The organism is Desulfamplus magnetovallimortis, from assembly GCF_900170035.1.
Taxonomy (GTDB): Bacteria; Desulfobacterota; Desulfobacteria; order Desulfobacterales; family Desulfobacteraceae; genus Desulfamplus; species Desulfamplus magnetovallimortis.
In genome coordinates this window covers 129,406-142,336 of record NZ_LT828553.1, presented here as the reverse complement: position 1 = coordinate 142,336, position 12,931 = coordinate 129,406, and the positions used below count along the sequence as shown (strand labels likewise).

6 protein-coding genes are annotated in these 12,931 nt (G+C 44.0%); 2 read left to right on the top strand and 4 right to left on the bottom strand.

The annotated features are described in order from the left end of the window. A partial coding sequence (locus MTBBW1_RS28565) for an InlB B-repeat-containing protein (RefSeq protein WP_186441546.1) occupies positions 1–2,838 on the bottom strand: 2,838 nt, incomplete at its 3' end. Positions 2,839–3,340: 502 nt separating this feature from the next. On the opposite strand from MTBBW1_RS28565, the gene MTBBW1_RS20015 reads away from it, so the two are divergent. Next, positions 3,341–4,987 (top strand): P-loop NTPase family protein, encoded by a 1,647-nt coding sequence (locus tag MTBBW1_RS20015; protein WP_080806442.1) that lies wholly within the window; start codon positions 3,341–3,343, stop codon positions 4,985–4,987. A 78-nt stretch (positions 4,988–5,065) separates the two neighbouring features. Here MTBBW1_RS20015 and MTBBW1_RS20010 read toward each other — a convergent pair whose 3' ends face one another. The 3 genes from MTBBW1_RS20010 to ilvC all read right to left on the bottom strand — a co-directional run bounded on the left by MTBBW1_RS20010 (position 5,066) and on the right by ilvC (position 11,314). Next, positions 5,066–6,799 (bottom strand): sigma-54-dependent Fis family transcriptional regulator, encoded by a 1,734-nt coding sequence (locus MTBBW1_RS20010; RefSeq protein ID WP_080806440.1) that lies wholly within the window; start codon positions 6,797–6,799, stop codon positions 5,066–5,068. A gap of 2 nt (positions 6,800–6,801) precedes the next feature. Then, positions 6,802–9,078, bottom strand: a complete 2,277-nt coding sequence (locus MTBBW1_RS20005) for a sensor histidine kinase (RefSeq protein WP_281255660.1) — start codon at positions 9,076–9,078, stop codon at positions 6,802–6,804. A gap of 763 nt (positions 9,079–9,841) precedes the next feature. Then, on the bottom strand, positions 9,842–11,314 hold the full coding sequence (gene ilvC, locus MTBBW1_RS20000; RefSeq protein ID WP_080806436.1) for a ketol-acid reductoisomerase: 1,473 nt from the start codon (positions 11,312–11,314) through the stop codon (positions 9,842–9,844). 446 nt (positions 11,315–11,760) lie between these two features. Between ilvC and ilvY the strand changes: the two genes are divergently transcribed. After that, positions 11,761–12,675 carry an HTH-type transcriptional activator IlvY gene (gene ilvY / locus MTBBW1_RS19995; protein ID WP_080806434.1) on the top strand — a complete coding sequence of 305 codons (915 nt, stop codon included), beginning with the start codon at positions 11,761–11,763 and terminating at the stop codon, positions 12,673–12,675. Positions 12,676–12,931 lie beyond the last annotated feature (256 nt).

Sequence of the window (12,931 nt, the reverse complement as noted above, 5' to 3'; positions counted from 1 at the left end):
AGTCTGTGGAGACATAGTGCCTGTGCCGCCGTTAGCGTCAAAGGTTACAGTGTAGCTGTTAATTGTCCACTGGGCATAAAGAGTGGTATCTATACTAATTGTGTAATTTGCAAAATCCCAGAGATTCCCGCCTGTAGATGAGTCATACCAGCCATTGAAGATGTAATCTGTACGTGTTGGATCAACCGGTTCAATAACCAGTCCACCGTCATTGACACTCTGGCTTGACACAGCCGAGCCTCCCTGGGAGTCAAATGTAACCGCATGTTGTACTATTGCTATGTATTCATATGCCCCCATATCTACAGTGCCACCAAAAATGCGAGTATTGCCAATGATATCTTCGGTGATATCTGCGGGAACTGAACCATTATTACCCACATTGATGCAAGGTGATGTATCACTCAAGCGGTAGTCGCTGACAGTCGCGTCCGCAAACAGCGGATCGGAATCAATGTTGCCGCCACCGTTGATCCCGAGCGCGGCATCCCATGATCCTGCAGGAAAGGAGTTTGGAATATCACAATTGCTGAAGGTTACAGAGTTGGTGCCCCGACCCGCTTCGGTGTAAATTGTCGGGTAGGAGTCGGTGGCGGTATTGTCCCAGAAAATGCAGTTGGAAAAGCGCTGGCGCATTCCGTCCGCCATGGCGATGAACCCCGGACTCTGATTGTAGATGGCACCGCCTTGCACGGCTTGATTGCCGGTGAAGGTGCAGTTAATAAAATCGATTTCCGCATCGGATTCCGCCAGAAACAGCGCTCCGCCCCGGCTGCCCGCGGTGTTGCCTTCAAACACGCAGTTGATCAGCTTGAGGTTGAGTGGTCCCCCGTCCTCCTTGCTGATGGATTCGATGCTCATGGCACCGCCGTAGTCGCCGCTGTTATTGCGGAATTTGACATTGATGAAGCTGATGTCCCCGTTGCGGATGTAGGCGCCGCCGGCATGCCAGGAGAAGCCGCTATCGCTGAAAAAGCCGTCGGCGATGGTAACATTGCTGATGGTGACCGGAATGGGACTGCCGCCTCTCCCAACGGTCATGACGCTGGCGGTGCCTTCGGCGGTAATGACGATCTCGTGGTCTTCGCCGTCGATGTCATAAAGCACCGTAGGTTGCTCCTTCCCTGGTTGCTGGGTCAGCGGGCAGGTGAGGTCGCCGGCAAAGGTAATGAGACCTCTTTCGGCAACGTTTTCGGTTGCCCAGCGCAGGGAGCCGAAAGTGCTGTCCGCCGCCTCATTAGTCACGACAAGATGCTGACCCGGGGTGTTCGTGAGGGTGATTTCCTTGCCGGCGAGGTAGTCGTAATACGGCGGATGATAGAGGACATGGGCAATTACAGTGAATTTACCCACGTAGCCGTTGGCGACCGGCGTGAAGGTGACTGTGCCGTCGGCGGCGATTTTGGCAGGATTGGGTGAGATGGTGCAGGAGGGTCCGGTGGGGGTATTCGGAATCACGAAGAAGACCTCGCCGCCCGCGTAGGAAATCGGCGGGCAGTACGGGCTGGTGATCGTCATCGTGACGGGCTGAAACGGTTGGAGCACCTCGGTCGACTGGATGATGTTGGTCTCCGACATGGGCTCGCCCCAGTAGTTGGGATTTGGATATTCCTCATCTGTAGGGTGATTGCCGATGATGTAGGGGTTTTGAAAGCCGATGAAACATGACCCGATGCTTGCCCCGTAAACCTCGTTGCCGCCGGATACTTGCCGGCGCAGCCAACTGCCGCGCTGCTCATAGACGTCATCCGGATCTTCTCGCCAGTCGTCATTGTCATAGAAACCGTAGATTGCAAAATGGGCGGGGGAACCGGGCAGAGGTTCGTACATCATGGTCGAGACCTCGTTGGTATTGGCCTTCTGGATATCGGGAACGCCCAACTGCCAGTCGCCCGAATACCGGGGGTAGCCCAGCGGGCCAAGTAGGGGATCGACATCCAGATTGTTGGGCATTTCTTGGACATGGTCTTTGGCGAAATCCCACACTGTAAGACCGGTCGAATCATACTCTCCTGGGTAGCCGCCCTGGATGATGCACTGGGTAACGGAGACCGTGGTGCCGTTGACATCGGCAATCTGGGTGCTGTCGGTGGGCGAGGTTGCACAAGCGGTCTCACAGGCGGGGGCAAGGTTGTTCCAGAGGATGGAGCGGTGGACAATCAGATCGAAATCGTTGGTGCCGTCGGTGCCGGCAGTACCGGTGGTGCCGTCGGTATAGACAACGGCTCCCAGCACCGAGGCACTATTTTCACAAGCCGTTACATATTGAAGCCGAACGCTGCCGGCGTTGTTGTACACCACGCCGCCGTATTCGGCACTGTTGCCGCTCATGGTGCAGGTGTTGAGCACGCAGGTACCGCCGTTGTTATAGATAGCCCCTCCTCCGCTCGTGGCGGAATTGTTCAGCAGGGTACAGCGAACAACTCGAATGTCCCCGCCGTCGTTGTAGATGGCACCGCCCTCGTCGGCACTGCCATTTGCCACGGTCAGACCTTGCAGCCGCAAGCTGGCACCGGAATTGACAATGAAAGGCCGGACGGAACCACCGCCACTGATCGTGATGCGATGGCCGCCCTCAATGGTGGTCGTTCCAGTGATTACAAGTGAAGAGGACAGCACGATAACCTGATCAGATATCGTGAAATTGACGGTGCGAACACCCTCGCAGGTTTGGGTCAGTGCCCATCTCAGGCTTCCCTCACCGCTGTCGGCGTTGGTCGTGACAATAAAGGTCTCATCAGCTTCAGCTTTGCCACTAAGAAACAAAATGAATATTGAGGCCAATATCAATATTGGCACCAACAATGAAATGATCTTGATTTTGATTAGATTATACATTTTGCTTCTCCTGATAAATTGTTTATATAAAATCACCATAACAGTTTGTTTTAAAATAATTTTCGTTTTTAGATGTGGCAGATTCACCTGTCATGGCCGTTATTAAAATTGTTTCAGATTGCCAATAAATTGCATAAACAATGCCGGCAAATTTATTTCATCTAATAATTATGGATAACTAATTGATTTAAATTAGAAAAATAGAAATTCAAGATATAAGAAGATGGCAGGTCGAAACGGATGCTTTTATCAATATTGATAAAAAAAGAGAAGCCCAAGTGATTTTACATGAGTCTAAAGGTTTGAAATATCATGCAAAAATAGTTTTTATTAAAAATGATATGCTGATTATCAATTTTGATAAAAACAGAGAGGCCGGGATGTGCTGAAAGAGAAAACCACCGCCATCTTGTATTGAAAATCATATTGTGGGATAAAAAAGAGTGGTCAAAAGAGACAATCATAGCAAGTGAATGGATGAAGCCGTCCCAAAAGGGAACAGATGCCTCCCAAAACCGGAGATCATCAACTCTCATCAACACCAAAGAAGGACAACACCATGAGAACCTTTTTTTCCTATGGCCCGGTGGATTATGAAGAACATTTTTGTGTTCCCCGAACCGAAATTATCGAACGCGGTTATGCTCAATTAATCAGAAATCCGAAAAAAGGCGGTCATTTTTTCACCATTTGGGCGCCAAGGCAGTGCGGTAAAACCTGGCTCATGCGGCAGGTGAAAAAGAAGATCGAAAAGGCATACGGAGACCACTTCACCATCGGCATGATGTCCATGCAGGGGGTGATCATGCGGCCTGGCGAACCAGAAGAAGGCATATTGAAACGGGTACCGCAACTTTTATGGGAAACATTCGAGCTGGAACTTGATGAGCCTCCGGAAACATTTGAAGAGTTCAAAGACCTTTTTCTTTCCGGTAAAGGCATCTTTGAAAAACCGGTTATCCTCTTTATTGATGAATTCGACAGCCTGCCCCCCGGCATCATCGACCAATTAGTGACCCTTTTCAGAGATATTTATCTGAAACGGGAACGATTCATTCTCCACGGCCTGGCTCTCATCGGCGTTCGGGCGGTGCTTGGGGTTGACAGCCTGAGGGGATCTCCGTTCAATATCCAGCGCTCCCTACATGTGCCAAATCTCACGGCAGACGAGGTGGAGGAGCTTTTCCATCAGTACATGAATGAGAGCGGGCAGACAGTGAACCCGGATGTGGTGGATGCCGTGTATGGCGTCACCCGGGGACAGCCGGGCCTTGTGGGATGGTTCGGGGAGCTTTTAACTGAGAAGTACAATCCAGGAGTTGAAAAACCCATTGACCGCTCCGTATGGGATGATGTTTACCGCAGTGCCCTTTTCAGGGAGTGGAACAACACCGTTTTGAATCTGGTCAAAAAAGCAAGGGGGGAGTATCAGAATCAAATAGTTGAGTTGTTCACCCATTCAGATATCCCCTTCAGCATTGATGTTGAATGGTGTGCCCATGCTTATCTCAATGGAATAATTGATACTGAAACGGTTGAGGACGATATGGGCATGAAAACCGACGTATGCCGATTTGCCAATCCCTTCATCCAGCGGCGTCTTTACAACGCTCTTACCACAGATCTCATCGGAGATCGGTTGCCGATTCTATCCCTTGATCCTTTGGATACCCTGGAGGATGTGTTTGAAAACCCGGAAATCGACACTCCAGCACTGTTAAATCGCTACAAAGATTATCTGAAACGGCTCAAAGCCAAGGGGATAAACCCCTGGAAGGATCAGCCGAGACGCTCGGATATGCACTATACTGAATATGTGGGACACTTTCATCTCTACTTTTGGCTCCAAAGTGCTTTGAGCCGGCTTTGCAGTATCAGCCCTGAGTTTCCCACAGGCAATGGCCGGGTGGATCTGATGCTACGCTGCACAGATAAGCAGGCGATCATTGAGGTGAAAAGCTTTAAAGATCAATGGGAATTGAAGCACTCAAAAACACAGGCGGTGTCATATGCCAAAAAACTCGGTCTGAAAGCCACGACCCTGGCATTGTTCGTGCCGGTGGAGGATGAGGATACATTGTCAAAGCTATCCTCTTCAGAGAGAGTAGAAGGCCTATCGCTTCATGTGATAGCAATCGGGTGGATATAGTCTGAAGCCAGAGGTGATTGAACGGTTGGCAGCGATGTGGCTCTTTTTTAGAATGGGTATTTCTAATGCAGCTCTTTTTTACAATAGGTATTTCTGAATCTTGCGGTAAAGTGTTGGAAGGGGAATCTTCAGCAGTTCCGCTGCTCTGTTTCGATTTCCTTCCGAAATGGATAGGGATTCGGAAATCACCTGCCGTTCAAAAGCTGCCATTCTATCGCTCAATGAAGCGCTTGAGGATATCTCCTTTTTTGTGACTTGAATGGGCACGGCAACTCCAAGCTCTACCTCGTTCATGGAGACGTAGCGCCGCAATTCATTTGACAACTCCCGTACATTGCCTGGCCAGTCATACTCCCTGAAACGTGCCATAAGAGATTCCGAAGGCATTGAAAATGCAGCATTGCCATGTAGCTTTTGCCTCAGAAAATGAGATACGAGAAGGGGCAAATCTTCCTTATGACGGCGTAAAGGGGGCATCTCCAGGGATATGACATGCAGACGATAGAAAAGATCTTCACGAAACTGCCCTAAAGTGATCAGTGAACGCAGCTCCTGATTTGTGGCTGCGATGATGCGGGAATCTGCCATGCACGGTTTGGAATCACCCAGCGGGGTATATTCTCCGCTGTTTAGAACCCTAAGCAATTTTGCCTGCATGGAAGCAGTCAATTCCGTCACTTCATCAAGAAACAAAACTCCCCCCCTGGCCTGTGAGAAGAATCCCAGGGTATCCTGTACCGCTCCGGTAAATGCTCCTTTACGGTGGCCGAAGAACTGGGATTCAAAAAGAGTTTCCTGTAATGCGGCACAGTTTACGGCTATAAAAGAAGCACCATACTTTTGATCAAGTTGCCATATGGTACGGGCTGCCAGCTCCTTGCCGGAACCGGTCTCACCGTATATCATGACCGGTGCATTGGAAAGAGCAGCTTTCAATATACGTTCATACACAATTTGCATGACCGGACCCCTGCCCACCAATTCACCCAAATGCTCCCTGTCGTTTCGCGAGGCTTTTAAAATTATATTCTCGGATTCCAGCTTGCGTGCCTGTGCTTCCAATTTTTTTTGTTGGGTAATATCTCGCAGGGCAACTACTCTGACATTCTGCCCCTGATGCACTATGGTGCGGCACTGAATCTCCAGTGAAACAGGCTCTCCCTGCTTGCGGACAGCAGATACCTCCTTAATGTATTCTGTCTCTGAATTGATCAAATCTTTGATAAGTTTCAGATATTTTTTCTGAAATATCTCTGACAGTGTTTTTGATAAAATTTCTTTTCGAGAATATCCCAACATTTGCTCCAACGGCTGATTAACATCAATAATGGTCTCATCTACAGAAAGAATGATCCCTTCAAAAGCTGCATTTGCAAGAGCTTTAAACCTCTCTTTTTCTTCTTGAAGCTCAAGCTGAAGACGGCGTAGAGTCAGATGAGTCTTCACCCGTGCAACTACCTCCTCTAATTGAAAAGGTTTTGTGATATAATCTGCACCCCCTGAGCGTAATCCTTCGAGCTTATCAAGAAGTTGAATAGATGCTGTGATAAAAAGCACGGGAATATCTGAGACATTTGGTAACTTTTTTATACGTTGGCACACTTCAAAGCCGTCTAAATCAGGCAGGCTGACATCCAGCAGGATCACATCAGGACGTGCCTGTTCTAAAAGCAGAAGTGCCTCAGCACCGCTCTGTGCAATCAGCAGATTAAATCCTTTATCCTGAAGTGCTGTAAAGAGTGAACGCAGCTGCTGTGGTTGATCATCTACCACCATGACAGTTGGTTTTTTAATTTGATATTTTGATTTCATCTTTAATCACTTTTTGTTTGGAATTTATTAAGTTCTCTTCCAATTTTATCAAATTGGAACTCTTCAAGCAGCAGCAGAAGATGTTCAACCAAATTAGCATATTGTTTATCCTGAGATTTTAAACATATAAGTTCTCTTTCCAGTTCTGTAAATGCACGTATTTCAGCCAAATGGCTAAGATTTCTAAGCGTTTCAGAAGAAGGCAATACAAAATCTGCAATACTTTTATTTCCAATTTTTTCCTTTGCAGTCTCGTCAATAGAATATTTATCATTTCCATAATTTTGAGAAATTGGTAATTCAGATGTTATTTCCGGCAAAACAAGGGTAAATTCAAAAGTAGAGCCGGAACCAACAATGCTTTTCACTTTTAGATCAGCACCCATCAACCGCAGCAGCTCACGGCTGATGGTCAATCCAAGCCCCACTCCTTTACTATCGTATTTATTACTTTCCAATTGCACAAACGGTGTAAAAATCTGTTCTAACTGTTCTTCTGGAATGCCGCAACCGCTATCTTCCACAGAAAAATGCAGATGCCTGCGTTTTGCATCCATTTTATACACATTTTTATAAACATCGTTTGAAAGTGAATCAGAAGGCTTGTTTTCAAGATCATAAACATCATTGAAAATGGAGTTAGAAAGCTGATTAAGCTCATCAGCAGAATCAAATTCTTGTGAATCATTTTCCATGACAGGTATTACTTTAAAGGTTACATGACCCTGATTTGTAAATTTCACAGCATTTCCTAAGAGATTAAGCAAAATTCTTATCAATTGTGTTTCATCGCCCACAACCATTTTGGGTAGCTCAGAATTTGGTTTATATTCAAATATCAGATTTTTTTGAGCAGCCTGTAAACGGATCATGTTTGTCAAACTGTTAAGAGATGCAGTCAATGAAAACGGCTTGGCATTAAGTTTTAGTTTGCGATTTTCTATTCTGGCAAGATCAAGCAGTTCTTCAACAAGTTTAACCAGATGGCTCCCGCTCTGTTCAATGGTATCAAGCCCTGTGAATTCAACAGAACCAGAGTCAGTTTTTTGTTTAAGGAGCTGGGCATATCCTAAGATGGCAGTAAGAGGTGTGCGTAATTCATGGCTCATGGTTGATAAAAAATGGCTTTTTGCTTGATCTGCCCTTAAAGCCTTTAAAAGCTCATTTTGTGACTCCTCCTTTTCTATGCGGAGCATATGGATTCTGTCTGCAAGGGCAAAGGAAAGAAATATTCCGGTCATAATAATACCGGTTTTATATCCATGTTCAGCAAGGGTGAAACTTGGTATCCAGTTCATTCTCACCATTGCCACAAGTATTGTGGAGAGCCCTATAAAGAGCCATGCCGTCAGAAAATAGCGGACAGGCTGATAACCCTGACGCCATACTAAAAGGTTGACCCAGATAAAAAACAAGATATTAACAATCCGTATTTTTAGAGTAAAACTCATTATTTGCTGATAATCCACAAAAGGGATAAGAACAATTGTTGTAATCCATATTGCTAAAAAAACAATTATGATAAAATGACAGCGTGGTGTCCTTGTCCGTGTCTCAAGAAAAGAGATAGTCAGCATCTGCATAAAAATTGAAATTGATAACCAGAAAAAAATAAATGCGTGATTATTTAAACCTGGAGTTTTATACCAGAAATATTGAGCTGCAAGGCCTTCATATACTATCTGCACCATTAAAATACAGAACATTATTCCAACATAATAGCCGTAAGTGTAATCTCTCAATGTAATCCAGAGAAACATGTTATAAACGATCAATAAAAGCAGTCCGCCGTAGAAAAGACCTGAAAGGAATAATTGACGCTGGCTTTGGTGCATGAAGCCATCTCTTGTCCAGAGAGTCATTGGAAAGGTCATGGATGATTTGCTCTGAAACCGCAAATAAACAATCTGCTGATCACCTGGAAGAAGTGATATTTTAAACACAAAATGGTTGTATGGAACTTCGCGGCTGCTAAAAGGATAATGAGTGCCTGTGCGAAAAACATCATAGTCGCAGGAAAAGTTGTATGAATATTCTGCTGAATAAGGCTTTGGACGGTAAAATCCAATTTCATTCATATTAGGAAATTGCAGCTCTAAAAACCATTGAGTGTTTTGCGAGCTGATATTATGAAGCTGGATACGAACCCAATAGACAGATCTGGTATAACCAAAATTGGGGGTATCTCTGTTGCTTTTAATAAATTGATCATTATAGTCAGGTGAGCATATTTGATCAAATGTCAAGTTTCCTTCTTGATCTTCAATGTATTCTAACATCTGACCTATTTTATATTGATCTTTATCCTTAACTAACAAAACCAGAGAGTCAGACCATGCAAGGCAATCATTTTGTGTCAAAATAAAAAATATAAACAGAAATTTAATATAACTCATGGATTTAGTAAGTATAAAGGAGATAGAATTTTAGGCATCTTTCATTTATCGGTTTACACTTTTCTGAACCATGACTTTCATGATTAAGGGATTTTCTTGATTATTCATCATGTTAATCCTTAAATCCTTTAATCATGGTTCAAAATTTTCCGAAAAGTGTAAACTACTTTTGAGCTGATATGAAGGATGCCGAATTTTATGCGTTATTTCGTAAATCAACCGTTGGCAATGGAGAATGGAGCGTCTGAAAACATGAAATTTATAACGCAAGTGACGGTTCAAGGACATCCGATATCTGTATTCTTCGCCATGGGAGAAAAAACGGATGCTCTGATATGATGGTTACTAATTCTCAAAGTCGACACCTATGATCTTGTAAGCCTTGTCAACACTGTCTGAATCAGGATTCCCAAGATTAACAAAGATAAGGCAGGATTATCTATCCTGAGCATCCTATCCATCCTGGTTATCCTGGTTCAGACAACTGCAATAACTTCTGAAAAAGCAATAAGATGTCGATTTTGAGTATAAAACCAACATGGCAGACCCATCTGTGACAACGAACATTGAAACGTAGGGATAGATTCCATATCCGCTCCAAATGGGGCAGAAATGGATTCTGCCCTGACATAATTTTACGAGTGCATCAAATAATAGGCTTCATGGCTCCCATGTTGGAACGAAGCTCATGCCCCACTATCTCAACGCCTGTATATCTTATGGATTCATTGATAGAAATAAGCTCAATGTTATCCACTCCGTTATCAGCAACTTCAATTCCTTTGCCTATCACGTCAACATCAATATTTGTCATGAAATCTTGAAGAAGCGGAAGTGCTGCATGTGCAAAGAGATAACAGCCATATTCAGCAGTATCAGATATTACCACATTCATCTCATAAAGTTTTTTTCTTGCAATGGTGTTGGCAATCAGAGGTACTTCATGGAGAGACTCGTAATAAGCTGATTCTTCCTTGATGCCTGCTGCCACCATAGTATCATAGGCAAGTTCCACACCTGCCTTTATCATGGCAACCATCAGGACACCGTGATCAAAATACTCCTGTTCCGGAATCTCCTCATTTGTGGATATTGATTTTTCAAACGCAGTCTCCGCAGTTTCAGCTCGCCATTTCAAGAGATTGGAATCCCCGTTTGCCCAGTCTTCCATCATGGTTTTTGAAAAATACCCTGACATTATATCATCCATATGCTTGTTGAAAAGAGGCGTCAAAATCTCTTTCAGATCTTCTGCAAGATCAAAGGCAATTATTTTGGCAGGATTGGAAAGACGATCCATCATATTGGTTATACCACCATGTTTCAAAGCTTCTGTGATGGTTTCCCATCCATACTGCACAAGTTTGGATGCATATCCGGAATCAATTCCTTTTTCAATCATCTTATCATAGCACAGAAGGGAGCCAACCTGGAGCATACCGCACAAAATTGTCTGCTCCCCCATAAGATCAGATTTGACTTCCGCAATAAATGAAGATTGCAGAACTCCTGCCCTGTCACCCCCTGTACCTGCAGCATATGCCTTTGCTATCTCCCAGCCTTTACCTTCAGGATCATTTTCCCTGTGAACTGCAATAAGCGTTGGAACACCAAAGCCTCTTTTGTACTCTTCCCTGACTTCTGTCCCAGGAGATTTTGGGGCAACCATGACAACTGTTATATCTTCACGGATTTGCATTCCCTCTTCCACGATATTAAACCCATGACAGTAGGCAAGGGTTGCATTTTTTTTCATCAAGGGCATTACAGCAGAAACCACACCTGTATGCTGCTTGTCAGGGGTTAAGTTTATCACAAGATCTGCCACCGGAATCATCTCTTCATATACGCCCACTTTAAAAGCGTTTTCAGTGGCATTTTTCCATGACTGACGTTTCTCTTCAATGGCAGATGCTCTAAGTGCATATGAGACATCAAGCCCGCTGTCCCGAAGGTTCAATCCCTGATGAAGCCCCTGGGCTCCGCATCCTACAATTACTATCTTTTTTCCTTTAAGTACCTCAACACCGTCAAATTCTGACGATTCCATAAAACGACACTGTCCAAGCTCTTCAAGCTGAAGCCTCAATGGTAATGTATTAAAATAGTTCTGTCCCATTTTTTATTTTTCTCCTTGATTGTGGCGAAAATCCGCCATGTACGTTATACAAAAACTGCTGTTGGCCTTTTTTGATAGCAAATTGATGATGATATCTTGATATTTACTCAAAGCCGACACCTATGATCTTTTGAGCCTTGTCAACATTGTCTGAATCAGGATGTCCAAGATGAACAAGATAAGGCAGGATTATTTATCCTGAGCATCCTTTTCATCCTGGTTATCCTGATTCAGACAAATTCAATAACTGCTCAAAAAGCAATAAGGTGTCGATTTTGAGTATTTATACCTGTAATATCATATTGATATTGCGTCAAGTGAATTATTTGACATATAATATTGCAATATTGGCAATAAACTTTTGTAATTTTCCCACAACAGACACTGTTATTTTTTTGACAATCATATTTTTAGTGTCGCAAAAAATTTAAAATGGTATTTTAAAGATGGATATCAGAAACTTGAAATATTTCAGACACCTTGCAGGCACCCTCCACTTTGGTAAAACCAGCAGAGCCTGCAACATAACCCCTTCTGCACTGACCCGAATGATCCAGCGCCTTGAAAATGAAGTGGGAAAACCACTTTTCAACAGAGATAATCGTACAGTTGAACTGACTGCCGCAGGGGAACTTTTAATGCAATACGCAGAAGAGGTTCTACAGAGCTGGAAAAATCTTCAAAATGCCCTGACACATGAAGAAAATCTTCAGGGTTCTCTTTCACTTTACGGTTCTGTAACTGCTGTTTACAGTATCCTCCCGGGAATTCTTACAGCCTACAGGAAAAAATACAGCAGAGTTCAGATCAACCTTGAGACAGGAGATGCTGCAATGGCTTTGACACGTCTTCAAAATAGGGACGTGGATATTGTAATAGCTGCTCTACCTGCTGAAAAACCTGCCGGAACAGAGGTTATCAAAATAACTGAAACCCCCCTGGTTTTTATTGCGCCTGTGCATTTTCCGGAAACAATTATTCATTTTTCAGACACAAAACATGACAATAGATACTCCAATAGTGATCACAACATTGACTGGCAGCAGACCCCACTAATAATTGCTGACCGAGGCTTGAGTCGGGAAGGTTTTGACCTCTGGCTTGCCAAAGAGAATATTAGCCCCACAATATATGCACAGGTTGCAGGAAACGAGGCAATCATTGCAATGGTCAGTCTTGGGTGCGGAGTTGGAGTTGTCCCCCAGCTTGTTCTGGACAAAAGCCCTCTTAAAAAAGATGTAAGGGTGTTAAAGAGTGCTCCAAGGCTTAAACCTTTTTCCATTGGAGTGTGTACCATGAAAAAAGGTTTGCAAAACCCAAGAATTGCAGCTTTCTGGGAAATTGCACATGCAGGCGGTTGATTTAAGATTCAAATGTTATCTTTTTTATAAAAATACATCCCAATTATTCCAAAAAAATCATTGTGCATCATCAAGAAAAATGGTAGCCAATAGATTGCTCATCCCTGATGTTCCTATAAAGAGTCGAAACCTGCTAAATTACGGTCAGTGATTTCAGTTTGTTTACCGTGAAAATGACTATCATTTTTATATTTGGGGGTGATTGATACGTAATCAATCATGCCCGTTTACTATTAAAAACAGATCAGTTTTTTGG

What these genes read in the sequence shown, in the direction of transcription:
- ilvY (WP_080806434.1), top strand. Translation starts at nt 11,761, where the DNA reads ATGGATATCAGAAACTTGAAATATTTCAGACACCTTGCAGGCACCCTC.
- ilvC (WP_080806436.1), bottom strand. Translation starts at nt 11,314, where the DNA reads ATGGGACAGAACTATTTTAATACATTACCATTGAGGCTTCAGCTTGAA.
- MTBBW1_RS20010 (WP_080806440.1), bottom strand. Translation starts at nt 6,799, where the DNA reads ATGAAATCAAAATATCAAATTAAAAAACCAACTGTCATGGTGGTAGAT.
- MTBBW1_RS20005 (WP_281255660.1), bottom strand. Translation starts at nt 9,078, where the DNA reads ATGTTAGAATACATTGAAGATCAAGAAGGAAACTTGACATTTGATCAA.
- MTBBW1_RS20015 (WP_080806442.1), top strand. Translation starts at nt 3,341, where the DNA reads ATGCCTCCCAAAACCGGAGATCATCAACTCTCATCAACACCAAAGAAG.